Origin of the sequence: Nostoc sp. CmiVER01 (assembly GCF_034531135.2) — a bacterium.
Taxonomy (GTDB): domain Bacteria; phylum Cyanobacteriota; class Cyanobacteriia; order Cyanobacteriales; family Nostocaceae; genus Nostoc.
Map to the genome: position 1 here is coordinate 332,147 of NZ_JAVRBU020000007.1, position 24,536 is coordinate 356,682.

General features: G+C 42.1%; 21 protein-coding genes. 10 read left to right on the forward strand and 11 right to left on the reverse strand.

Going from position 1 to position 24,536, the window contains the following annotated elements:
• Positions 1 to 168: 168 nt before the first annotated feature.
• The 4 genes from RMZ43_RS14215 (at position 169) to RMZ43_RS14230 (ending at position 3,719) form a co-directional block, all read left to right on the forward strand.
• A complete protein-coding gene (locus RMZ43_RS14215; protein ID WP_322654762.1) occupies positions 169 to 735 on the forward strand; it encodes an HD domain-containing protein in 567 nt (188 codons plus the stop codon).
• Between the two features lie 400 nt (positions 736 to 1,135).
• Entirely contained in the window at positions 1,136 to 1,666 is a 531-nt protein-coding gene (locus RMZ43_RS14220; RefSeq protein WP_322654761.1) for a hypothetical protein, read from the forward strand.
• Positions 1,667 to 1,900: 234 nt separating this feature from the next.
• Positions 1,901 to 2,737, forward strand: coding sequence for a CheR family methyltransferase (locus tag RMZ43_RS14225; RefSeq protein ID WP_322647873.1), 837 nt, complete (start codon positions 1,901 to 1,903; stop codon positions 2,735 to 2,737).
• Between the two features lie 202 nt (positions 2,738 to 2,939).
• Complete coding sequence (locus RMZ43_RS14230; RefSeq protein WP_322654760.1) at positions 2,940 to 3,719, forward strand: hypothetical protein; 780 nt, start codon at positions 2,940 to 2,942, stop codon at positions 3,717 to 3,719.
• 132 nt (positions 3,720 to 3,851) lie between these two features.
• On the opposite strand, the gene RMZ43_RS14235 is transcribed toward RMZ43_RS14230, so the two are convergent.
• The 5 genes from RMZ43_RS14235 to RMZ43_RS14255 all read right to left on the reverse strand — a co-directional run bounded on the left by RMZ43_RS14235 (position 3,852) and on the right by RMZ43_RS14255 (position 8,381).
• Positions 3,852 to 4,454: a cytochrome c oxidase subunit 3 gene (locus tag RMZ43_RS14235; protein ID WP_322647871.1), complete on the reverse strand. Its 603-nt coding sequence runs from the start codon at positions 4,452 to 4,454 to the stop codon at positions 3,852 to 3,854.
• A 96-nt stretch (positions 4,455 to 4,550) separates the two neighbouring features.
• A complete protein-coding gene (ctaD, locus tag RMZ43_RS14240; protein WP_322654759.1) occupies positions 4,551 to 6,212 on the reverse strand; it encodes a cytochrome c oxidase subunit I in 1,662 nt (553 codons plus the stop codon).
• Positions 6,213 to 6,225: 13 nt separating this feature from the next.
• A complete protein-coding gene (locus RMZ43_RS14245) occupies positions 6,226 to 7,152 on the reverse strand; it encodes a cytochrome c oxidase subunit II (RefSeq protein ID WP_322654944.1) in 927 nt (308 codons plus the stop codon).
• Between the two features lie 114 nt (positions 7,153 to 7,266).
• Positions 7,267 to 7,884, reverse strand: coding sequence for a DUF2231 domain-containing protein (locus RMZ43_RS14250; RefSeq protein ID WP_322654758.1), 618 nt, complete (start codon positions 7,882 to 7,884; stop codon positions 7,267 to 7,269).
• The gene (locus RMZ43_RS14255) at positions 7,881 to 8,381 is read right to left on the reverse strand and encodes a DUF2231 domain-containing protein (RefSeq protein ID WP_322647868.1); all 501 of its coding nucleotides are present in this window, start codon (positions 8,379 to 8,381) and stop codon (positions 7,881 to 7,883) included. The genes RMZ43_RS14250 and RMZ43_RS14255 overlap by 4 nt, the downstream gene beginning before the upstream one ends.
• A gap of 704 nt (positions 8,382 to 9,085) precedes the next feature.
• Between RMZ43_RS14255 and RMZ43_RS14260 the strand changes: the two genes are divergently transcribed.
• The gene (locus RMZ43_RS14260; protein WP_322648100.1) at positions 9,086 to 9,646 is read left to right on the forward strand and encodes a chemotaxis protein CheB; all 561 of its coding nucleotides are present in this window, start codon (positions 9,086 to 9,088) and stop codon (positions 9,644 to 9,646) included.
• Positions 9,647 to 9,663: 17 nt separating this feature from the next.
• The gene (locus RMZ43_RS14265) at positions 9,664 to 11,709 is read left to right on the forward strand and encodes a hybrid sensor histidine kinase/response regulator (protein WP_322654757.1); all 2,046 of its coding nucleotides are present in this window, start codon (positions 9,664 to 9,666) and stop codon (positions 11,707 to 11,709) included.
• 133 nt (positions 11,710 to 11,842) lie between these two features.
• On the opposite strand, the gene RMZ43_RS14270 is transcribed toward RMZ43_RS14265, so the two are convergent.
• Positions 11,843 to 12,214: a DUF2237 family protein gene (locus RMZ43_RS14270; RefSeq protein WP_322654756.1), complete on the reverse strand. Its 372-nt coding sequence runs from the start codon at positions 12,212 to 12,214 to the stop codon at positions 11,843 to 11,845.
• A gap of 291 nt (positions 12,215 to 12,505) precedes the next feature.
• Here RMZ43_RS14270 and RMZ43_RS14275 point away from each other — a divergent pair, with 291 nt between their 5' ends.
• Complete coding sequence (locus tag RMZ43_RS14275; RefSeq protein WP_322647865.1) at positions 12,506 to 12,655, forward strand: hypothetical protein; 150 nt, start codon at positions 12,506 to 12,508, stop codon at positions 12,653 to 12,655.
• 71 nt (positions 12,656 to 12,726) lie between these two features.
• Here RMZ43_RS14275 and RMZ43_RS14280 read toward each other — a convergent pair whose 3' ends face one another.
• The 3 genes from RMZ43_RS14280 to RMZ43_RS14290 all read right to left on the reverse strand — a co-directional run bounded on the left by RMZ43_RS14280 (position 12,727) and on the right by RMZ43_RS14290 (position 17,666).
• A complete protein-coding gene (locus tag RMZ43_RS14280) occupies positions 12,727 to 13,611 on the reverse strand; it encodes a hypothetical protein (protein ID WP_322654755.1) in 885 nt (294 codons plus the stop codon).
• Positions 13,612 to 13,787: 176 nt separating this feature from the next.
• Positions 13,788 to 15,467, reverse strand: a complete 1,680-nt coding sequence (locus RMZ43_RS14285; RefSeq protein ID WP_322654754.1) for a hybrid sensor histidine kinase/response regulator — start codon at positions 15,465 to 15,467, stop codon at positions 13,788 to 13,790.
• Positions 15,468 to 15,746: 279 nt separating this feature from the next.
• Entirely contained in the window at positions 15,747 to 17,666 is a 1,920-nt protein-coding gene (locus RMZ43_RS14290) for a GTPase family protein (RefSeq protein WP_322654753.1), read from the reverse strand.
• A gap of 215 nt (positions 17,667 to 17,881) precedes the next feature.
• Here RMZ43_RS14290 and RMZ43_RS14295 point away from each other — a divergent pair, with 215 nt between their 5' ends.
• Together RMZ43_RS14295 and RMZ43_RS14300 are read left to right on the forward strand one after the other, a co-directional pair.
• The gene (locus RMZ43_RS14295) at positions 17,882 to 19,183 is read left to right on the forward strand and encodes an AAA family ATPase (protein ID WP_322654752.1); all 1,302 of its coding nucleotides are present in this window, start codon (positions 17,882 to 17,884) and stop codon (positions 19,181 to 19,183) included.
• Positions 19,183 to 19,815 carry an RloB family protein gene (locus RMZ43_RS14300; protein ID WP_322654751.1) on the forward strand — a complete coding sequence of 211 codons (633 nt, stop codon included), beginning with the start codon at positions 19,183 to 19,185 and terminating at the stop codon, positions 19,813 to 19,815. Before RMZ43_RS14295 ends, RMZ43_RS14300 begins: the two co-directional genes overlap by 1 nt.
• A 99-nt stretch (positions 19,816 to 19,914) precedes the next feature.
• Here the strand turns inward: RMZ43_RS14300 and ebsA are convergent, their stop codons facing one another.
• Positions 19,915 to 20,295, reverse strand: coding sequence for a type IV pilus biogenesis protein EbsA (gene ebsA / locus RMZ43_RS14305; RefSeq protein ID WP_322647860.1), 381 nt, complete (start codon positions 20,293 to 20,295; stop codon positions 19,915 to 19,917).
• A 626-nt stretch (positions 20,296 to 20,921) separates the two neighbouring features.
• Here ebsA and RMZ43_RS14310 point away from each other — a divergent pair.
• Complete coding sequence (locus RMZ43_RS14310; RefSeq protein WP_322654750.1) at positions 20,922 to 22,328, forward strand: glycosyltransferase; 1,407 nt, start codon at positions 20,922 to 20,924, stop codon at positions 22,326 to 22,328.
• 73 nt (positions 22,329 to 22,401) lie between these two features.
• On the opposite strand, the gene RMZ43_RS14315 is transcribed toward RMZ43_RS14310, so the two are convergent.
• On the reverse strand, positions 22,402 to 24,456 hold the full coding sequence (locus tag RMZ43_RS14315) for a DNA polymerase III subunit gamma/tau (RefSeq protein ID WP_322654749.1): 2,055 nt from the start codon (positions 24,454 to 24,456) through the stop codon (positions 22,402 to 22,404).
• Positions 24,457 to 24,536 lie beyond the last annotated feature (80 nt).

Consider the following 24,536-nt stretch of genomic DNA (forward strand, 5'->3'; position numbering starts at 1 on the left):
GATAATCCCATCGCAAGCTTGATAGATATCTCAATTTTAGGTTGATATTCAATTACTTCTATATCCGTCTTCTGCTCTGTTTTCTCTGTGTCTGGAGCAGTTTGTTATAAAATTGACATTAAAACCAAGGCAATATCTAACTATAGGCTGTTTTATTATTTCAAAGCAATGCTCTCAGAACGTTTTACCACAGCTCTTACCTACGCCACCCAACTGCACGCGAAGCAAGTTCGTAAAGGTTCAGGTGTTCCTTACGTTGCCCATTTATTAGGTGTTGCCAGTATTGCCTTAGAATATGGGGCAAATGAAGATGAAGCGATCGCAGCTCTCTTACACGATGCGATCGAAGATCAAGGTGGCGCTGCAACACGAGAAGAAATTCGCCGTCGCTTTGGTGACAATGTAACAGCAATTGTAGATGGTTGTACTGATGCTGATACAATTCCAAAACCACCTTGGCTACAGCGCAAGGAGGCATACATTGCTCATATTCCTACCGCTTCCTCATCAGTACTGCTCGTGTCATTAGCAGATAAACTTTACAACGCCCAATCTATTCTCAAAGATTATCGCGTTTTGGGCGAATCACTTTGGGAACGTTTTCATGGGGGAAAAGAAGGAACTCTTTGGTATTATCGGGCGCTTGTAGATGCCTTCAGAAAGACTGGAACCACTATAATTATTGACGAATTAGAACGGGTTGTTGCACAAATTGACGTATTAGCATCTAAATAAAAAATGAAGATATGTTTTTCAAAACGGTAAGAATACAGGAGTCAGAATAGTTAAAGAATCAGACGGAGATTTGATAAATGAATATCCCAATCATACTGAACTCCTGATAAATTCTGACTTCTGACTGCTGTTAGCGGTAGCGGGGCGTTTAGCCCGTGCTGAATTCTTACTCAAAACCAATGCTCCATTGAATCTAAGAGCTTCTACTTCTTAGTTCTAGTTCAATTACTCAGAAATAGATAAAAGTTTTAAATAAACTAGACAAATAACCCTTTTACAGACACCATATAATCATGTATCTCACGAAAAAAATTTGGCTTTTAGGTTCTTTCTCTAGATAAAAAATCTTTATCCCGGTAGACAGGTGTACTTAAATTATTAAGACTGCTACGTTACTAACATGACAATAGTAAGACGAAACGCCCTAAATACAACCGTAACTCCTTCAGTAGGTTCTCCAGAAACCTTGACAGAAAAAGTTATTGAAGCAGAGCGTATGCACGATGTTCTGCTTTTACTGCAAAACTTGATTAACAGTGAAGAAGCCACTGTTAAAATGATTCTGGATTGTCTCTATGATGTTGGCTCAGTCAATCTGATCAACCAAAAGCTTCGCGTGAAACCGATAAACAGGGTGATGAAATTAATTGCGCGAATGTCCAAACCAGTTTTTAGAACTTTGGCTTTAAATTGGTTTAAGAAAAACTGTCCTCAACTAATTACTAATTGGCTACATACGCAGGTGACTTTTGAAAGTGTCCAAAAGAAACCCCCAGAAGTAGCTGTTGAAGTTGCAGAACTTCAACCATATCCCATACCACAGAGAGAAAATTTGAGCCAAGAGATTAGAAATCTACGCTATCAGGTGAGATGGCTAGTTGGGATTTCAATAATAGCGATCGCTGCTTTAGGAATAACAGCCACTAGGTGAAACTAAACCTCATAAGTAACATCGTTATCAAAGTCTAATAGACCCAGCAAGCTATTTTCTGCGTAAAATTCACTTTGGTTATAAAAATATTACCACTTAAAATGTGAATAATTTTTTCTCAATCAGGTGTTTTGGGAAATATTGGTTTGGCTAACTCCAAGCAGCTTAACTCGTTGTATTGCCAGCACATTTAAATAACCGAAACTGGCTCAATATAATATGCTAATTCGTACTATGACTTTGCCCAAGCCAACCTTGGAGGATATAGAAATACATCTGCTTTTGGAAGGTGTGTATCAATACTATGGTTATGACTTTCGCAATTATGCTCTTTCCTCTCTCAAGCGCCGAATTCAGGGCTTCATGGAATTAGAGGGGTTAGCAAATGTTTCTGCATTGCAAGAAAGGTTACTCCACAACCGTGCCTATTTGGAACGATTTTTGCTTGCTCTGACGGTGAATGTCACATCAATGTTTCGCGATCCTAGCTTTTATCACGCCTTCAGAAATCAAGTTATTCCCTTCTTGCAAACTTATCCCTTTATTCGTATCTGGCACGCTGGATGCTCGACTGGTGAAGAAGTCTATTCAATGGCAATATTACTACAAGAAGAAGGTCTTTACCACCGTTGCCGTATATATGCAACTGATACTAATGAGAAGGTATTACAAAATGCCAAAAGTGGGATTTTTTCTCTGAAACTGATGCAAGAATATACCCAACTTTATCTGAAAGCAGGCGGTAAAAAGTCTTTTTCAGAATATTATACAGCAGCTTATGATAACGCAATTTTTCGAGCATCTCTAAGAGAAAATGTTGTTTTCGCCCAGCATAATTTAGCAACTGACAGTTCTTTTAATGAGTTTAATGTTATTCTTTGTCGTAATGTCCTAATATATTTCAATCAGGTACTTCAAAAGCGGGTACACGAACTGTTTTATAATAGCCTTAGTAACTTTGGTATCTTGGGTTTAGGAAGGCAAGAATCTATTAGGTTCACCCCTTATGAACAGTACTATGAAGAAATAGTTAAAGGGGAAAAACTATATAAGAAAATAGCTGGTGGTTAAAATCTAGACCTTTTGGATTACCAGATGAACGCGATGTAGGTGGATTTAACCGTAAAAATAGAGAGAATATAATTAAAAGTGTATTCTAATTAGCACTAAGTATTTTCTAAAAAAAATATTATGAGTAAAGTTACGTAGGCGTAGCCCGTCGTAGACATCGCTTAAGGTAAATTACACATTAAAGTCTTAAAGGAGATTGTCGATGCAACTTCTCGAATGTCCTCCTGTTGCAGTCATTGCTGGAGAAAATGCGGTTCACCTTTCTCAACTACCTTCTATATGGCAAGAGATTGCTAGAGGAACCACAAGTATCGGAGTTTCCCATCCCCAGAGCTATGTTGAGATGGCACAGTTGTTCTTATATAAATTAGAGCATGGGGATGTTGACTTGTTTAGCGATCGCCCCCAAATAGCTCACTTGATACCGTCATTCTCCCAGCTATTTACACAATTGGCATGGGAAACCCTAGAGTTTTTTGGGCAAGACTTTCTCAAACACAGCTATCCGAACTTTGCAGAAATTCTCCGTGATGTGGAGTCAAAAGGGACAGAGTATGCTAATGAAGTAAAAGTCGCTCGCATTGGTATAGATTTATTCAACGAGTTTGGTTATGAATTACCTGCCAGCTTTTATCATGTGCATCTAGCACCAATTTACCGCGATCATGTTTTTGAAGAACGCGCCTTAAGATTTGATCAGCGCGATATCGAACACAAACGGGCTTGGGATGCCATACTCCATGCAGGTAAGGTGTTTGCGATTCAAATGAAGGTACAAAGTATTGCTTCTAAATACGGTTTTACTTATCAACACGGTTGCGGTTGTAACTCTCACTTATCTTCCATTGATGTATCTCGTGGCGCATTTGAATATGAATTGACTCCCGAAAAGCGCCAGCGATGGATTCGCAGTTTCTTATGGACTGCTTGGTATGAGTATGCCTTTTTTGCGATCGTGCCAAATACGAGTTATTTAGTCTAATACCAATCTAAAAAAATAATACAACACACCATTTGTAGAGACGCGATTCATCGCGTCTTCACTTCACCCATCATGAATTGAATTAGTCTAAAGAGAAACAAGCAGAGGGAGAAATTACTCCCTCATTCTCATTTACTGCCAAACGTAGATGAGGATAAACAAAATAATCCAGATAACATCGACGAAGTGCCAGAACAACGAAGTCGCATTCACGCCGAAGTGGCCTGTGTCGTAATTGCCAGGGATAAAAGAACGTACCAAGATTATTGACTGCAACAGAATACCTGTGAAAACGTGCAAACCGTGGAAACCTGTTAGCAGGTAAAACGTTCCACCAAATACCCCTGAAGTGAAGCCAAAATCGAGGCCGTTCCATTCAATCGCTTGCCCAACCAAAAAGTAAGTACCCATCGCCATTGTTGTCAAGAGAAACAGGCGAAATTTCACTAAGTCATGGCGTTGAAGGGCGCGTTCTGCTAAGTAAATTACAAAGCTACTAGCGACAAGAATTACTGTGTTGATTGTCGGTTCTTTTACTTCTAGCCCCGAAACACCAGCTGGTAGCCAGTTAGGGGTTGTTGTTTTGTAGATGGCATATCCGGCAAAAAAACTCAAGAAAATGACGCTTTCAGATAGTAGGAAGACAATGAAGCCAAACATCTTGTTGCCTTCTTCGTCGTGGGTATGTTCTGCGGCTGTGTGGTGCAATTCGTGGGAATCGATATAACTGTCCATTTTGCTTTTGGTTTGAGGGGAATTTGAAACGCAAAGGAACGCGGAGGGAAGCGCAGAGGTACGCGGAGGGTTTTTGCGTCTTCCCGATGTTTGGCGTTATTCTGGGAGGTTGGATGTCAAGGGTTCTGATTTGCCGTAGCCGTAGGGTTCGGAGATGATGATGGGAATTTCTTCAAAGTTTTCTACTGGGGGGGGTGAAGAAACTAACCACTCTAGTCCGATTGCCCGCCAAGGGTTAGCGGGTGCTTTCTCGCCTTGCATCCAAGAAATCACCATGTTGAAGATGAAAGGCAAGGTGGACATTCCTAAGAGGAATCCGCCCAGACTAGCGATGATATTCCAGAATTGATACTCTGGGGCGTAGGAAGCAACTCGGCGTAACATGCCTTGCAATCCTAATGGGTGCATGGGCAAAAAGTTGAGGTTGGTGCCGATAAAGGCTAACCAGAAGTGGATTTTACCCCAGCTTTCGGAGTACATCCGCCCAGTCATTTTGGGGAACCAGTGATAGATGGCAGCATACAAGCCCATCGTCACAGTGCCGTAGAGGACGTAGTGGAAGTGTCCCACTACAAAGTAGGTATTGTTAACGTGGACATCAACCGGCACAGAGGAAAGCATGATGCCTGTGATGCCGGCGAAGACAAACATGACTAATCCACCCAAGGCAAACAGCATGGGGGTAGTTAGCCGCAGTTTACCCCCCCAAATAGTTGCTACCCAAGCAAATACTTTAATTCCCGTGGGGACAGACACACACATTGTCGTCAGCATGAAAAGCAACCGCATCCAGCCTGATGTACCACTGACGTACATGTGGTGTACCCAAACAATGCCGCTTACTCCTGCAATCAAGATGGATGAAATAGCGACTACTTTGTAACCAAATAGAGGTTTACGTGAATAAACTGGGAAGATTTCTGAGAAAATCGCAAAGACAGGCAGAATGATCACGTAAACGGCGGGGTGGGAGTAGAACCAGAAGTAATGCTGGAACATAACTGGATTCCCACCCTTGCTGGGGTCAAAAAAGCTCGTGCCAACTGTGAGGTCGAGTAGCAACATCACCGCACCTGCTGTTAGTGCAGGTAGTCCAAATAGTTGGATAATCTGGGCGCTAAACACTCCCCAGACAAACAAGGGCATCCGAAAGAAGCCCATTCCTGGGGCCCGCATCTTCACGATTGTAGTGACAAAGTTCACTGCCCCCATAATTGAGGATACGCCGGATATTGCCACTGCTAAGAGCCAGAGAACTTGACCATTAATCAAGTTACCTGTGGGATTCTGGAGACTGACTGGTGGGTAAGACCACCAACCGGCTTGGGCTGGGCCACCAGGGACAAAGAAGCTAGCCATCATGATAATTCCGACTACTGGCACCATCCAAAAGGCGACGGCGTTAAGGCGGGGGAATGCCATATCTCGCGCCCCAATCATCAGGGGTACTAAATAGTTAGCAAAACCAACCAGTGAGGGAAATGTCCACAAAAACAGCATCACAGTGCCGTGCATGGTAAACATACCGTTGTAGACGGTGCGATCTACTAAATCTGATTCGGGTGTCATTAGTTCTCCCCGCATCACCATCGCAAAGATACCGCCAACGAGAAAGAAGAAAAATGAGGTAACGAGATACTGGATACCAATTACCTTGTGGTCGGTACTAAAGCTGAAGTATTCTTTCCAATTACTTGGAGATTCGTGGTTATGCTTCTCATCAGGGAAAAGAATACCTTCAATAGGAACATTAGTCATAGTTACTTTCCTTTCAACCAGGTGAATTGACTAGAGTCGGTGCAGCAGGTGGAACTGTAACCCAACCAGTTTGGACTGATTGATTGGATGTTTGGGCATACTCAGAAGCTGCCTGATTTTTTGCAACGGATGGCTTTTGAGTTGCAGCTTGTGCTAGCCACTGCTGATAATCTTCAGGAGATTCGACAACTACATTCGCCTGCATCGTCGCAAAGTATGTACCGCTATATTGGGAATCGGTCAATCTGTAATTGCCGGCGCGGATGGGAGTAAATTCAAAGTCGATCGCATGGTTGGGAATAATATCCTGCTTGAGGCGAAATGCAGGTATATAGAAGCCGTGCAAAACGTCTTGTGATTTCAGCGCTAAACGTATCCTGCGATCGCTTGGTAAATGCAATTCGGTACTAGTAATATCTCTTTCGGGATAATGGAAAACCCACGCCCACTGTTTAGCTAGTACGTCGATTTTTTCTACAGGTTCCGCTAAAGCGTTAGCTGGTGCATCTTTTGGTTCTGCATGAGCCGATTGCATTGCTAGCGGATTATGCAAATGAACTAATTCCGATGGGCCTTGAATCCCCATTTGTTCGTAAACTTGGTAGCTGTAGCCTGCAATCCAAAACACCAACAGAATTGGGATTGCTGTCCAGACAACTTCTAAGGTGACATTACCATGAATTGGCGGGCCGTCAGTAAAGTCATCTTTGACTGCCCGATGGAAGATCACAGAATACATTAAAGTACTTGTGACTCCTAAGAAGATAAAGGCTCCAAGGGTTACTAAGAAGCTAATCAAATCATCAATTAGTAGGGATTCAGCTGCTGCTTGGGGGGGAAGCCAAAAGTAAGCCTGCTTCCCGATCCAGAGACTCGTAACAGTCACTGCGATCGCGCCTGTCAGCAGCGTCAAAATATTTAAAATCTTCTGGATTTTCATGGTCATTAGTCATTAGTCATTAGTCATTGGTCATTAGTCATTGGTCATAGGTCATTGGTCATTGGTCATTGGTTAGTAACTTGAAACAAATGACAAAGGACAATTGACAAATGACTATTTGAGTGTTTTGTTGAGGTCTTGGTGCGATCGCAGCAAATTATCTGCTGTATTGTGTACGCCAAACTCGGCAGCCATTTGCGCCCCTAGTGTCCCGTGGACGTACAGAATGAACATGATTGCTATGCCTGCCAACAGATAGATCCATTGCACTTCTCTATCTGTGTGTTTATATTCTTGTTTGGCCCAAACGAAGCGCTGCCATCCTCTCCAGATGGTCAGGACAACAATCAACGCTAACAAGAACACACCACCCACACCATGCCAAAGCATAGTTTCCATTGCCTGTAATCCCCAGGCACTTTTCATATCAGCTGGTGGTGTTGCCAACAGCATTTCATAAAAGCCTGCTGCCACTGTGAAAAATGTGATGATGCTGGCAGCTAGCATGTTGTACCAGCCAACATCAAATAAGTTCTGACGTTCCACAGTAATTGCTAAATATTTGAAGACCCATTTTTCAAAAGGGAACAGAACACCGACAATATCAAAGGTCATTCCAATGATGAACAAACCGATTGTCAGATGAACTAAATTGGGATGAATGGGAATTGTGTAAGGTAATCCGTTTGCGCCTAGAGAGCCGCTCAATTGATCAATTAATTCTGAGTTCATCGCAACAGACCATCCTTTACTGCTTCCACAACTGGCACTGTATGCAATCCATACACCCAAACAAGTTCATCTCCGAGATATACTTGCAAGCCAACTATCAAAGTTAAAACTAGTCCGGCTCCCAAATAATAAATTGATATTTTTTGCGGGTTGCGGGCACGAATTACATAGCGCCAAGCTGTAATTGCCGTGATGATTCCCGAAAGTGACCAACCAATCAACGTATGCAAGTTCAGCACCGATTTAGCTAGGCTGTAAGGCTGTGCTAAACCCGCTTCAAACTGACCAAAAATAATCGCAACAAAGATGGCGATCGTGGCAACTAACATGTTCCACCAACTCACCTCAAAAAGACTGGATTTACCAGTAAAATAGCCAACTAAATCACAGAAAAAGGAAAACAACACCATCGCAATTACGAAGTGGACAACGATGGGATGAATCGTATCTGGATAGGGCAAATTGTGGTCGTTCAATGATGTAAAATACTCAAGCATTGGATTCTCCTGGACATATCTACCGCACTTTGGTCAATCAATTTTGGATTGGCAATTTTGGATTCTAGATTTATTCCGTCCCTGACGAGATATAAACCAGAAGACCTTAATCCAAAATGGCTAATTAAACTTCAATGATTGATGGATACTCACTAACACCACTACAAGTATCTATCTATAATTGACCGGAATCTGTTCAATATGTGCGCGGCGCAATACGCTTAATCATGTCTTAGCTTTTGATAGACAAATTTAGTAAACTTGCCTTTGGGGAATGATTTGTGTTGCGATTAATTTCCTCATGCCAATAGTCTGCAACAGCAATTTTTGATGTAGCTAAACCGAATCGCTGTCATTTGTTGATTTGCTTAACCTATCCTTTAGCTTAAGTAAATTTTTATGAATTGTCAAAACAATAATAATTAAACTTGTAAAAGTTAGTTATTTAGCAGAAATATATTTCTATAATGTATCGATTCTAGCATTAACTAAAATTCAAAAAAACCAGAAAAATCATATTTTTTATGTAAAGTATTTCACAATAATAAAATTTCTAATTGTAATGTAAATGACAAAAATATATAATTTTGGTTAATGGGTATAAAAGCCAGTCAAGGTAAGTTAGTAGCTGTGGTGGAACTGGAGAATGCTGAAAGGGTTTAATGAGCCGTCAAGTCACACTAACGGGTGTGAGGAAAAAACAAGTGGCATTTGAAATTGTGGTCATTGGTACTTCTTTGGGTGGATTATCAGCCTTAAAAATTCTCTTGGGTAATTTACCAGCAGATTTTCTAGTGCCGATCGCGATCGTGCAACACCGTCACAAGGAGTCTAACAACACACTTCAGGAGTTATTACAAGAATATACTTCGTTGCCGATTCGAGAAGTGGAAGACAAAGACGAAATACTACCAGGACATATCTACATAGCTCCAGCAGATTATCACTTATTGGTTGAACCTGGCCATTTTGCTCTTTCGACTGATGAGCCTGTTTCTTATGCCAGACCATCTATCGATGTGCTATTTGAGTCAGCAGCCGATGTCTATAATGAGCGAGTTATTGGTGTAATATTGACAGGAGCAAACCAAGATGGTATGCAAGGTCTTAAGAAAATAAAAGCGCGGGGAGGGCTTACTATCGTACAAGAACCTGCCACAGCTGAGAGTGATGTTATGCCAGAAGCAGCAATTTCTGCTGTTGCAGTAGACTGGATTTTAACACTTTCAAACATTGCTTCCCAAATGGTTAAGCTTTGTCATTAATCACGGAAAAAAAACCCATGCAGATGGAACCCAAAGTAAACATCCTCCTAGTGGATGATAAACTAGAAAATTTGCTAGCACTAGAGGCAATCCTGGAAAAACTGGGAGAGAATTTGGTGAGAGCTACTTCTGGAGAAGAAGCTTTGAGGTGTCTGCTACATCAAGACTTTGCAGTGATTTTGCTAGATGTGCAAATGCCAGGGATGGATGGCTTTGAAACTGCAACCTTGATTCGCAATCGGGGGCGATCGCGTCACACTCCAATTATTTTTCTCACTGCTTTTAGCACCAGCGACCAAATGTTATTTAAAGGCTATGCCTTGGGTGCAGTTGATTATTTGCTCAAACCATTAGACCCCAATATTTTGACTTCTAAAGTCACAGTATTCGTAGAACTATTTAAGAAAACAGAAGCCGTTAAGCAACAAGCAGCGCAACTGGTAGCTGTGAATGCAGAACTCAGGCAAAGTGAAGAACGATTGCGATCGCTGAGTACTTGTTCACCCGTTGGCATTTTTGAAATTGATACTGAAGGAGGATGTAGATATACAAATCCTCGCTATCAAATAATTTGTGGCTTGAAAGCGGCAGAGAGTTTACAAAAAAAATGGCTAGAATCTGTTCATCCAGAAGATAGAGAACGAGCAATTGCTACTTGGTCTAACTACATTCGTGAAGGTCGTGATTACTCTGAAGAGTTTCGCTTTCAAACTGCTCATGGCATTGTCCGTTGGGTTCAAGTTCGCTCATCACCCATGCTTTCTGGTCAAGGGGAATTGCTGGGATATGTAGGCACTCTCGAAGATATTACTGAACGCAAACAAGCAGAAGAAGTCCGCGCTCAAGTAATTCGAGAACAGACAGCAAGAGCCGAAGCAGAAGCAGCAAATCGCATGAAAGATGAGTTTCTCGCCGTTCTTTCTCACGAACTCCGCACACCCTTAACCTCAATGCTGGGCTGGTCAAAGATCCTCCGCTCAAAGAAACTTGACGAAAAAGCCACTTCCCGCGCCCTCGAAGCGATTGAACGCAACGCCATATCTCAGATGCAACTAATTGAGGATATCTTAGATGTATCCCGAATTATCCGTGGTCAGTTGCGGTTAAATGTATCTGCGGTTAATCTGCTCACGGTAACGGAGGCAGCCCTAGAGGCAGTGCGTCCCCTAGCAGAACCAAAAGAGATTAAGTTAAATACTGTTTTGGATACCTCAGTCGGGTCAGTTTATGGCGATCCAGCCCGGTTACAGCAAGTTGTCTGGAATCTACTAACTAATGCTATTAAGTTTACCCCTAAAGGTGGCAGGGTAGATGTGAATTTGTCAGTAATCTATTGTCAAGAACAAGAAACAACTTACAAATACGCCCAAATTCAAGTTATTGATACAGGGATTGGTATCAGCTCCGAGTTTTTGCCCAACGTATTTGAGCGTTTCCGGCAAGCAGATAGCACCACAACGCGATCGCACAATGGATTAGGGCTAGGACTAGCGATCGTCCGTCATCTAGTAGAACTGCACAAAGGTAAAATCTTTGCCGAAAGTCCAGGCACAGGAGAAGGAGCAACCTTTACTGTGAGATTACCACTGCTACAAGACAATAGGGCTAGCAGAGTCAGTAGAGAAGCCACAGGAGAAAGTTCTTCCTCTGTGGCATCGACGCCTCTTGCTGGATTAAGAGTTTTAGTTGTAGATGATGAAGCAGATACCCGTAACTTTCTTAGTTTTATGTTTGAGGAATATGGGGCGTTTGCCACTGCGGTAGCATCTGTTGATGAAGCGTTGGCAGTGGTTGAACAAGCAAAACCAGATATTTTGATTAGCGACATCGGCATGTCAGAGCAAGATGGTTATACGCTGATTCGCAAACTGCGCTCTTTAGAACCAGAAAAAGGTGGACGCATCCCAGCGATCGCTTTAACAGCGTATACGCGAGAAGAAGACCGCCTAGAAGCGCTTTCAGCAGGGTTTCAGCAGCATTTATCTAAGCCAATTGACCCCACTAAATTGATTGCTATGGTTGCCGATGTATTAAAGCTACCTGTGGAAGTTCCGGTAGGTTGATTTTGAATTGGGGAGCAGAGGGGACAAGGTGACAAAGGTTTAGAGCTTCCAACAAGTTTTTCCCCTTGTCCCCAATTCTCAAGAGTCCCCAAGTCCTCTTTCCCATGCCCAATGCTCAATGCCCAATTTCAAATCAAGACGAAGTTAAGGCATGTTTTTTTAATTCGTCTAGGGAAACCGTTTCCAAAGCTCTAGCATGGGTTGCAGAGAGGACGACGGGTGGAGCAACGCCAGCATCGAGAGCTTCTTGCCAGCGAGAAGCACACAAACACCAGCGATCGCCAGGCTTCAGTCCAGGAAAATTAGAACCAGGAACAGGTGTACTTAAATCGTTCCCGTGGGATTTAGTGAACTCCAGGAATTCTGAAGTAACTTCGGCACATACGACGTGCGACCCGAAATCCTGACCACCTGTGCGACAAAAACCGTCGCGGTAAAACCCAGTCATCGGAGAAGTGCAGCAGGCTTCTAGGTTTCCACCGATTACGTTTTTAGCTTCTGTCATTGTTAATTAGTTGCACTTAATTTTTTCACTTTGATATAAACCTATATTGACACTTCTCTAGTTGAATTAAAATCGCTATCTCTTATTAATTTGGAAAAGTAGTGAATTTTAAAATCACTACTTATATCAAATTGTCAACTTTACAGTTATTCAGAATGGTGTAATATCTCAGTAGAATTTCTGATAAAAACCCCTGGTAGTTAGCCAGGGGTAATGCAAGTCAGTACTTTTCGCATGGAATGTATCCTACTTAAACACCATAGCAATCGTCTAATTTAGAGATATGCCATTTTGCCAAACAAAAAAGCCCTCAGTGATCAGCCGAGGGTTAATTTTTTTGTAATAGCGGTAATCTACAAAGCTATTATTCCCAGTCCAGTAGAAATTTTGAGCGATCGCTTTTATCCGGGTAAGCCTACAACAGATAATTCAATAGAATAAAAACAATGTTTAAAACGGGTTACGCTTAAGCAATGAGAAAAGGCTGCAACACGATTGTTAGCTAGAATTCCTCACCTATTTGATTCGCCCAGTTTCCACGGCTGCTGTCTCCAACCTAATCTCCGTCTTGCTTCAGAAGTATCCACTCTTTGCATATTAACCTCCACAAGCTCTATGGTTTCTCGAACCAATGCTTCAAGTTCATTTGCTTCAAGTTCATTGACAGCTACAGAAGCTTTATGACGAAACAAGCCTTCGAGACGAAAGGCAAGATTTTCAGGGGCAATCTCCATTTTGTCAATAAATCTGCTCATTCGCTTGAATTGAAATGTTGAGTAATACAAGTGGTTCAATCCAGACAATACACCGAGAAGATTTTGGGCTGATTCAACCAGGATTTGGTAGTACCAGAGTGTTGTATCTCGTTTCGCAAGCTTGGACTGCATTCCCCAAATGGGGACAAATTTGAGATAATGCTCTACCATCGTTTGCGCGAGTCCATCGGGATAATTTGCAATTTTAGCTTTCCACTGCCCAATCAGCGTTTCGCCATACAACGGAATTCCGACTAATGTTCCTGACATCGCTTTCATTATCGGAGATTGAACATCAAAATCCTCCAAGATGGTTGAAATTTCCTTTTCCCATTGTGCGATTGTCGCATGAGCAAATTGACATTCAATCCCGTTTATAAGGAAACTTTCACCAATCGCACCCTCTTGGCGATCGCCCAAAATCTCAATCAATGAACCCTGATTCTGCTGACGCGCAAGGTGCAACTCTTCTCCAGAAGGCAATTCATCATAATAAAGCATCACGTCGCAATCTGAGTATTCATCACACAGCCCTTCTGCGACTGAGCCTGTAACCATTACAGCTTTCGTTTTCGGGTTGGTAATATACGCTTTGACATTGCGTTTTACTAATTGCAACAAGTATTGAGTTTTGTCACTCATGGATTGTTGTGACTTGGGTAAAGGTATATATCCATGAAAATCTAAGGTTATTTACTGTTTTTACGTGACAGATTGTGCAGCAAACCGCTATGTTCAGATCATGGCTTCAAGAGTGCTAAGTAACTCTTGAGAAAAACGGCGAAATTGAAGTAAGGATGAGAAAGTAGCAAAATTCGTTAACTTGATAATACTCCATCAAAGTATTGATCAATTTCTGCTGTAAGTATTTCAAAGTCCACAGGCTTGGTCAAGTGACATTTAAAACCAGACTTAAGCGCAAGCTCTCTATCCTCCTGGCCACCATACCCGGTAAGCGCAATCAGAATTGAGCGAGTAAATTTGGAGTCTTTACTCAGTTCCCGTGCAACGGCAAATCCATCCATTTCGGGAAGTCCAATGTCACAAATAATCACTTGAGGCTCAAACTTCCTTGCAGTTTCTACTCCTGAAATTCCATTGTTAGCAATGGAAACTTCATGCCCAAAGTACTCAAGTACTGCTTTTAATGTTACGGCTGAATCTTCGTTATCTTCGATGACTAAAATCTTCAAGGATTTTTTAGCCGCTTCTATAATCTCCGGGTCGTTATGCCAAGCTGTCATCTCTTCGCATACAGGGAGAGTAACTTTGAATTCTGCTCCCAAATTGATCCCTTTACTTGAGGCTTCAACATTACCACCATGAAGTTCCACAAGACTTTTTACTACCGAGAGTCCCAAACCTAACCCGCCCCTCGAACGGTCTAAACTGCGATCGGCTTGGGTAAACGGCTCAAATAGTTCTGGTAAGATTGTCGGATCTATCCCTATGCCTGAGTCTCTTACAGATAAAACTCCTACACTGCCTGAGCCATTTTCACCTGGAATAAATGAGAGATCCACCCAGATCGTTCCATCTGGCTGGGAAAACTTTAAGGCGTTATCAAGAAGGTTGCCAAAGACTTGGAAGAAACGGGTCGGGTCAACGTAAGCCCACAGAGGCTTGTTTGGTAGGTCTTGTACGACATTAAGGTTCAATCTCTTTATTGCTTGTGCATGGTCATTGAGACTCTGGTGAACCAATTCTACTAAATTAACCTTCTCCAGGTTTAATGAAATCTTTCCATAAGTGATGGACGATACATCAAGTAACTCATCGATCAATTTCGAGAGGTGCTTAATCTGGTGTTGCATCATTAAAACTGTTTGTCCGACTGCGCCAGTCTCGCCTAACTTCAACTTAAGAAGCTGAACCCCGTTGGAAATGGGAGCAACGGGATTTCTCAACTCGTGAGCTAGCATCGCAATAAATTTATCTTTCAGGGCGTTTTGGTTCGTCAATTTCTGGAAAAGTTGAACGTTTGCGATCGCAACTGCTGTAGTGTCGGTCAAAATCTCAAGCAGTTCTATCTCTTCGGACGTGGCTCGGTGGTGTTTACTCCAGTAAGCTCCGATCGCACCTAGTGGTTCAGAAATCCGTATGGGAACCATCACTAAACTCTTGACAAAAGTTACTTTGTAAGCCTCAATAGGAATTCGAGCATCCTGGTAAATGTCTTCAATCACAGCTGCTTGTTTATTGAGCATCGCCCAACCGGAGATGCAAGATTTGAGCGGAAAACGCATACCTTTCCAAAGTGGGCCAATGGCGTTTTCATCAACATAATGGCAGCATTCACCATCCCGCAGTACAAAAGTTACCCCATCAGCATTAGTCAGATCGCGAGCAGCCAAACGCACAATCTCAATAATTTCTTCAATAGTCCGCACACAAGCCAAATCTTTCACAACCAAAAGCAGTCTATTGTAAGACGAAATACTATAACTCTGATGTGAATTCTGTTTTTGTGAGATGGAGATGTCTAATATATTTTTCATAAATAACTCCGAACAAAAGGGATGTCTGAGTAAAAACTCAGATAAGGCGGGTAGGTTTCAGCAGACACCTACTCTTAATCGTAATCTGAACTTTGATGTTGAGAGTATGACCCATTACCGCATTTTTGGTTTTTTGTACTTATGGTATAAATATAATTAATTTTGACAAATATTGCCTCGTAGATATACTTAAATAGCTGAATTATGAGGATGAAATATGCGTAAGTGTACCCCGTTATAGACATTGCTTATGGACATTAATTATTCAATGCAGACAAATTATTTGGCAATCGACAGATAATACTCAAATTGCTCCCGGAGTTGTTCAACCGTCAAATTTTGAGTCCAGTATTCCACTAGGGCGTGACCAAATGCCCAGGCGTTGCGATCGGGTGAAGCGGAGTTTTCTAGCAATAGCGGCCAGAGAGATAGCAATTCAAAATTGAGCGGGTTGGGGTTACTTGTATTCAAGAGCGAGAAAAGCTCATATCCCATTTGGAGTTTGCCAATCACAATCGGCAACTGTTCCACGGGAATTTGCTGTGCCAGCATATATGCTAGGGCTGGAGATCCGGTTGAGAGCGTAGAAACAAACTGGAGGACGGGACTTTTGAGCAATGCTGTTAGTCCCTGTGTTGTCGCCATTTGGAAGGTATAGTGGTCGATAATTTTAGCAGCAGCGAGGGTGCGAACTTCAAGGTTACGCAAAAAGCGGGCGAGACGGAGTTGCTTGGTAGGTGCGATCGCATCTATTAGTCCTAACGATAGCGCCTCTACTCCCCAAGCGATTCGATTTGTTTTGCCCTTACCTGTAACCACGGGCACAACTAGATTACAAAAGTTTTTCAGAAGTTTTGCACGATACTCAGTAGCTTCTCGAATGGCAATTTCTTTTGGGCGATCGCCCCATTCCCAATCATAAGGGGGTTGCCATTCGCGGATCGGACGCAAACGATCTACTTGAGTAACGATCGCGATCGCAGGTAAATCTGCAACTTCTGCTTTGATGTCTTGCAAAAAGTCTACATCCATTTGCAAGGCAGGATCGAGCGCAGGGGTGACTAACAAAAGTAAGTCTGCGTTGATGGCATAATCAAGCACCAGATTTCGGAGGTCGGCACGGTTGACTTGTTCGTAACCAGGTGTATCCCAAAGCGTTAGGATTTCCCCACTTTCAGTCTGCCATTGGTAATTTTGAATGCGATCGGTACTAGGTAAAACATCAACGGCTGCAAGATCCGCCTGAAATAGCGTGTTAATCAGGCTACTTTTACCTGACCCCGTGCGGCCTACTAGCAGAATATTCACGGGTTTTTGCTCAACTACCTCGGCTGGTTCGGCTTGAGTCAGGATTTCTCGGAGGGTTTGGGTTTTTGCCTTGGGTAGAGTTGGTGTAGAAACTACGGTTGCTGAAACTGGTAATGTGGTACGTCCGTAAAGTGCGATCGCCTGCTGACATAAGTTTCTCAGGGCAGCTTCTCGAAATAACTGGCTCAAATTCCCCAACAATTGCTGAGTTGCTTGGTTACTAGAACCCTTACTGACTTGTTTAGCCACTGCCGCTACCGGATTTAAAAGCCACTGTGCCCAGTTCCAAGCTTTCCAGAATTTCCGAGCCGATGGCTCTAACTTCCGATAGACTTCGTATCCTTGGTATGCTTGCCCAACCGTCACCTGATTGAGGACGGGGGATAACTTTTGCATCCATCGATCCATATCATCCACCGTTCCTCGAATCAGCCCGTAAGCTTGGGGGACGTAAATGTTCAGTAGCGGATATTGAATTTGAGGATTGTAGATATGAGCGATCGCTACAACCAAATCTTGGCATCGCGTCCAAAAAGTTTGCCAATCTTCCCAAATCGGGCGATCGCTTTGTGCTGCTTGCAGAACCTCTTGAAGGGCAGCTTCTGCAAGCTTTGTAACATCACTTCCAGCTGGTAGCCCGACTGCATCCTCTGCCGTCGATTCGAGTTCTTCTTGGACTTGGGCTAATACAGCTTCTACTTGGTTAACAGCAGGTTGAGTCCATTTGACTAATAGCCAACGCCAACCCACGAATAAAAGGGTGAATACACCCCAAATCCAGTTAATGCCCCACGCATGGATTTGCAAACCGGCGGATACCAGTAAGAAAATAATGATAAACGCGATCGGGATTGCTAAGACGACCCACTGCCACGGTTTTAATCGCACCATTGCCCTATACCTGCCTTGGTTAGACTTCTTATATTCCTATTGTCGATCTAAATCTGGTAGTGAGTTCTGGATTACTGCGTGTATTAAAGTGTAATCATAGCTTACACTGGCTGCTAGTTCATGTGATGTGTTGTAGTGAAAGTGGAGATTTGCCTACCTTTAAGATAAGATTTACGTGAATAAATCACAAACAACTGAATTGTAGGCGTTAAATTATGCTTGTAGATTTTACGGTCGAAAACTACCGCTCAATTAAAGAACCTGTAACCCTAAGTGCGGTTGCTCAAAAACAAAGCGATCGTCAGACAAGCCAAAGTAGTAAACGCAAACGGGTAAAGTCAGATCATGAAATTGCACCTGGATATCATGTTGAAGGGTGGGACATTGAGCTTTTACCAGTTCTAGCAATTTTTGGAGCTAACGCATCAGGCAAGAGTAATGTTATCCAAGCTTTGGATTATTTATTGCTTATGATGGCACATGGCACACAGGAAGCAGTGGCATTGCAGAGAATCTTTAAATATGCAAAACTAGACCCTTTTAAATTAGATAGTATCTATGCTCAAAAACCTATAAAATTTGAGTTAAAAACTATATTTAATAATACTATTTATACTTATTCACTAGTACTTAATCAGAATCATATACTCTTAGAAAAATTGGACTATACTTTAAATAAAACTAAGCGTATGCGCCGTTTATTTCATCGTCAATGGGATGAAAGTAAAAAAAAATTTATATGGAAAACTGGTGATGATTTTGCTGGAGCGCATAATCAACTTCAGGATAATATTAGAGAAAATGAGTTATTTATTAGTACATTAGTAAAATTAAAAGTAAATATAATTGAATCTTTTATTAACTGGGTAGCAAGTGGATGGCGCGGAATTAACTTAGGAAGTGAAGATTTTGATCGTGTTTCGATTACGATTATACAAGATAGTAGTATTTATATATTCAATGAATTACTTAAAGAAGTCTTAAATATTGTACAGAAATTTGACACAGGACTATCTAGAGTAGAGTTAAAAAAGAAATCTGATGCTCAGGCTGACTACAATGTATATGCTGTGCATAACACTAATGATGGTAACGAAATACAGTGGCTTTTCGATGAAGAGTCTCTTGGTACTCAGCGTTTATTTTACTTAACATTCCGCATAGTAGCATCTTTGAGAATAAGTGGATTGATAATTGTTGATGAATTAGGCACAAATATTCATCCTAATATTGTAAAAAGTATTATCAAAATATTTCAAAATCCTAAAACAAATCCTAGAAACGCTCAACTGATTTTGACAAGTCATGATAATACCTTACAAAGAAATAACTTATTACGTCGTGATCAAATTTGGTTTACACAAAAGCGCCCTGACCAAAGCACTGAATTGTATCCCTTGACTGATTTCCATGTGCGAAATGATTTGGCAATTGACAAAGCTTATTTAGATGGTCGTTTTGGAGCCGTTCCATTTCTTCCATCTGAAGAGGAAATGATTTTACAGGGTGATAAGTAGTGCCAAAAAAGTTAAATCGTCGCCCACCTAGTAGGAATATTGCTCAGAAAATCCTAATTGCTTGTGAAGGAAGTAAAACAGAACCAATTTATTTTAATAGTATCCGTAATGAATTACGTTCATCAACTTTAGATATTATTGTATTGCCTCATCAAAACAAAACTGATCCACGTAGCATTATTGAAAGACTTATAGAAGAACGACAGCAAAGAAAAGATAACCAGCAGTGGAGTAAAGAAGATGAGGCTTGGGCTGTTTTTGATGGAGATGAGCATATTGAAAAAAGTCTGACAAATTGGCAAAGTGCAATAAGTCGAGCTAAAAGTCAAAAGATTAATCTGGCAATTACAAATCCTTGTTTTGAACTCTGGTATCTAATTCACTTTCAAGACCATTTTGCACAAATCACTCGTGATAGGTTAGTTAATTTACTCGAAAAGCATATACCCGATTACGACAAATCAATGTGCTTGTATCCCAAACCATTAAAATTGTTAACCGGACAAGCAATTCAGCGTGCTGAAAAGATGGCAAAGCAAATAGAACGCAATGAATTATATGAGCATTCAAATCCATGCTGTAGTGGCTTGCCTAAACTGATCAGTAGTTTATTAAGTTTAAAGAATAGTTAAAGAAATTTTTTTAATTAGCTTTATATAATTATTGCTTGTCATAAAAATTTAAAATACTCATTTCCAGCCACTGGCTGGAAACGATGTTTTACAGTTTAATCAATCGTCTATACGTAGTAGTTTGCGATAAAACGGTTGTGAAAAATCGGTTGCACGATGACGTTTATAATTGTCCATAACTTCAATTAAAAAATTAATAAACTCAAAACTAGCCATCATTAGTTCGTAACTCAGGTCAGCATTGCCATCAAACTGGATTCGGCAACGGGTTAAGTCTGAGGGTAAAGTCGCAACATTCCAAGAGGCGACAAAGGGAACATGTTCACTGCCTTCTATCTTCCTCTGTCCCTCCAAGACTCCTTTTTGATAAAGGCTAATGGCAAGAGGTAAAAAATTGCGTTTAGTGCCCTGAATATAAGGTAAATAAACACTGGCTTGTTGTTGAGTGGCAGGCTGGAGTTGGAGTTGGTCAATAGACATTGTTAAATATGCCAACTGGGGATATTAGTGGATGTTAGTAGTATTCCCAAAAGATGTATCTAAAGCACATAGTGGGGAATGGCGATGAGGGAGCAGCAGAGGGAGCATGGGAAAAGAATTTTCGCCTCTGCCCCCCGCACCCTGCCCCTCTGCCTCTTTCCCATGCCCAAAAATGAAGTTACTGCTAAGAAATATTAAAATTTCGGTTAGAATAATGCTGCATTAACTTTTATCGAAGCTGGGAAAAATAACATTAAAAATCCCCACTGTAAAGTGGTGGATGTTATTATGGCTGTTTCTCCCAACGACGAGCTGCTGCTACCTTGTTATTACTTTGCCTAAATCGGAGTTCTTATTGAAGAAATTCCCACTCTACAAGCTTCCTGCCTAAATGGCTATCAAAGGAATCAAGCCTCTGTCTAAGAGTAGCAAAGGTGGTTAATGCGAGGTAATTACGCAAAATAGCGGTAACAACAAAGTTAGTCCCATCGGCTTTTGGCTTAGGGATAGCGGGTATTGCAGTTTGCCCATTCCGATTAATATCGGGAAAAGTAGCTTAGGGATATTTGTCCGTAAAATTACTAACTGTAGACAAATACTGGTTTTTGAATCAAGCAACCTAACCTATGCCAGCGAATTCCTGGCCCGAAGAAGATTCTTATCAAGAGCTTGATCCGCTCAACTCCTTGTTGTCTGACCTATCAGCAAACGAGGAGTCGGTGTTAGAGACTGATCCTGTGTCTCTAACACCCCGGTTTCAAGGTCGTAGACGCAAAGCGGCTCTAGTCTTGACTATCGTTTGGAGTAGCACGATCGCTCTACATTTAGTTTCTTGGGCTTCTATATTTATTCTAGGACTGACCACCATTCTAGGATTTCATGCCTTGGTGGTAGTGTTTACTAAATCCCGTCGTTATCCAAAAGAAATACAGGGCGATTTGCCCTCTGTATCTGTATTAGTGGCTGCGAAAAATGAGGAAGCGGTAATTGCTAAATTAGTTAAAAATCTTTGTGATCTGGAATATCCAAATGGGCAATACGAAGTATGGATAATTGACGATCATAGCAGTGATAGCACACCACGTTTATTAGCAGAACTTCAACAGAAACATGACCAACTGAAAGTACTAAGGCGTTCAGCAGAAGCTACTGGTGGCAAATCGGGGGCGTTAAATCAGGTACTACCTCTGACAAAGGGCGATATCATAGCAGTATTTGATGCTGATGCCCAGGTAACACCAGATTTACTGCAACAGGTAATACCTTTATTTCAGAGAGAAAAGGTGGGGGCGGTGCAGGTGCGAAAAGCGATCGCCAATGCTAAAACAAACTTTTGGACTAAGGGTCAAATGGCCGAAATGGCACTTGATACCTGGTTTCAGCAACAGCGAACCGCCCTTGGTGGCATTGGCGAACTGCGCGGCAATGGTCAATTTGTCCGGCGTTCAGCCTTGGAAAGCTGTGGTGGCTGGAATGAAGAAACCATTACCGATGATTTGGATTTGACAATCCGCTTACATCTGGATAAGTGGGATATTGAGTGTGTTTTCCATCCAGCAGTGCAAGAAGAAGGAGTCACAAGTGCGATCGCACTTTGGCATCAGCGCAACCGTTGGGCAGAAGGCGGTTATCAACGCTATTTGGATTATTGGGATTTAATTCTCAAAAACCGGATGGGATGGCGCAAAAGCTGGGATTTGCTGATTTTTATGCTGATTATGTATATCTTACCCACAGCAACAGTCCCAGATTTATTAATGGCGATCGCTCGTCATCGCCCACCCATGTTAAGCCCCATTACAGGCTTGTCCATTTCTATGTCGATGGTAGGGATGTTTACAGGTTTAAGGCGCATACGTCAAGATCAGAAATTCCAACCTTCTACATATTTTCTGATGCTGGTGCAAACGCTGCGTGGCAGTTTATATATGTTGCACTGGTTAGTCGTCATGAGCAGTACTACTGCCCGGATGTCGGTAAGACCAAAGCGCCTAAAATGGGTGAAAACTTTACATACAGGGCATGGGGAATAGCCCCTTTGGGGAATTAAAAATTAAAAATTAAAAATTAAAAATGCAAAATTACCAAAAATAATTTTGCATTTTTTTATTCATCATCAACTTCTGCTTCCTCTACCCATTCAGGTGTAGTCATGGAGTCGGAGAATTCTGGGAAATCATCAGCAAAACGGATAATTTGTCCGTTGAAAAATTCTGCCAGACGTTGAGCTGCGATCGCTACTTCATCAGGTTCCCAATCAGATACGGGTGTTGGTTTTGGAGTTGGAGGCAAAGCTTGTACCCCATTTCCATTTTGGCCATTTCGATTTATGCCATTTCCATTTGCCCCATTTCTATTTACACCATTTCCATTTTGTGCTGATGGTGGAGTGGTTGGCTGTGGTGCTGGCGCTGGAGACGGAATTTGCTGGTTATAACTGGGAGTTGGTGGTTGCTGAGGGCGAGTAGAGTCTTTCGGGGGTGGATTTTTTTTGGCTGAGGTAGGAGTTGCAGAACTGACTTGTTCCAGATTTACCTGAACTTCACGTTGAAAAGTCTTCTGGAAAGCTGCTTTCATCATCGGAAGATCAGATTTAAGTGTTTCATACCATTTAGCCCCTTTAACAGCAATACGCGCCACAGTACCGTTAAACTCTATTAGCTGGCACATTTGCCCTAGTAAAGCTTGCCTGGAAGGCATTGGAAAATTAGCACGTACTTGTTGCCAAACCTGAGTTAAGTCATATTCTGCTTCTGCTTCACCAACAACCTCTGAAGTTACTGGTTCAACGTTCGTAGGTGACACGGGTACAGATACAGGTTCTGGAGTTGGTGGTGAAACTGAGTTAGCAGGAGAATTGTGATTTGTTTGATGTTCAACTGAAACAGATGAAGTCACGGGCTGATTTTGGGCAGCCGCTACATGATTGTTTGCAGAATTATGATTTTTTTGCGGTTCAGCTACCGATAAAGAAGAGACTGCATGATTTTGGGTAACTGCTGGAGAATAGCTTGGAGATACAACAGGTGTGTTAACTCGCTGCGTAACAGTTGGAGCTTGTGGCTGAATTGTCGCACTGGGTAACAATCCTAGTAATGTTACTTCCAACCATAAACGCGGCTGGGTGGTATTTTTAATTTGTACTTCAGCTTCTCGCAAGTGTTTTTGTCCTGCCAAAATCACGCTCATATCGAAGTATTGAGCAAACTCAACCAACGCTGTCCAAGTTTGCTGAGTACAAGCAACCAAATCGTGGCGATTGGGTGCAGTTTTAGCAATGAGTAAATCGCGGTAGAAGGCGGCGAGATTTTGCAGAAGAGTTAGCGGTTCTCGACCACGATCTAGAATGTAGTGAGTACAGTCTAGAACTGCTTCGGGTTTATCTTGAGCGATCGCATTTAACAGTGCCACCAAATCCTGTTCGCTTACTGTCCCCACTAAATCCCAAACTCGATCCGGTGTCACTTCACCTGCTAATAAACCCAATTGATCGAGTAGACTTTCGGCATCTCGTAACCCTCCCTGAGCAAGTTGGGCTACTAGGGTTAGTGCGTCGGGTGAAATATGAATGTTTTCAAAAGATGCGATCGCACTTAAATGCTTTACCATCGCCTCTAACTGAATGCGTCTAAAATCAAACCTTTGACAGCGCGAAATAATTGTTGGTAACACCCGTTGCGGGTCTGTTGTCGCCAACACAAAAACTACGTGTTTCGGTGGTTCTTCTAATGTCTTTAGTAGCGCGTTGAATGCCTGAGTACTGAGCATGTGGCATTCATCGATTACATAAACTTTATAGCGACACTGCACAGGAGCAAACTGGGCTTTTTCAATCAACTCGCGGATATTATCCACACCAGTATTACTGGCGGCGTCAATTTCAATTATGTCTAAGGCGTAGCCCTTGGTGATCCCCTGACAAACTTCACACACACCGCAGGGTTCAGCAGTGGGCTTGTCACTTTTGAGACAATTAAGAGATTTAGCCAGAATCCGCGCACTAGAAGTTTTCCCCGTACCTCTAGGCCCAGTGAATAAATAGGCGGGGGCGATTTTGGATGTGCCGATCGCATTCGTGAGGGTGGTAGCGATCGCCTCTTGGCCCACTAGTTCAGCAAAACTTTTGGGGCGATATTTGTGGTGCAGGGGTTCGTAAGACATGGAAATATAGACTTCAATGCCTTTCAAAGGTAATTACTAGCACCGAGTCGAGTTTAGGATTCAATTATTTTAGACTCTTG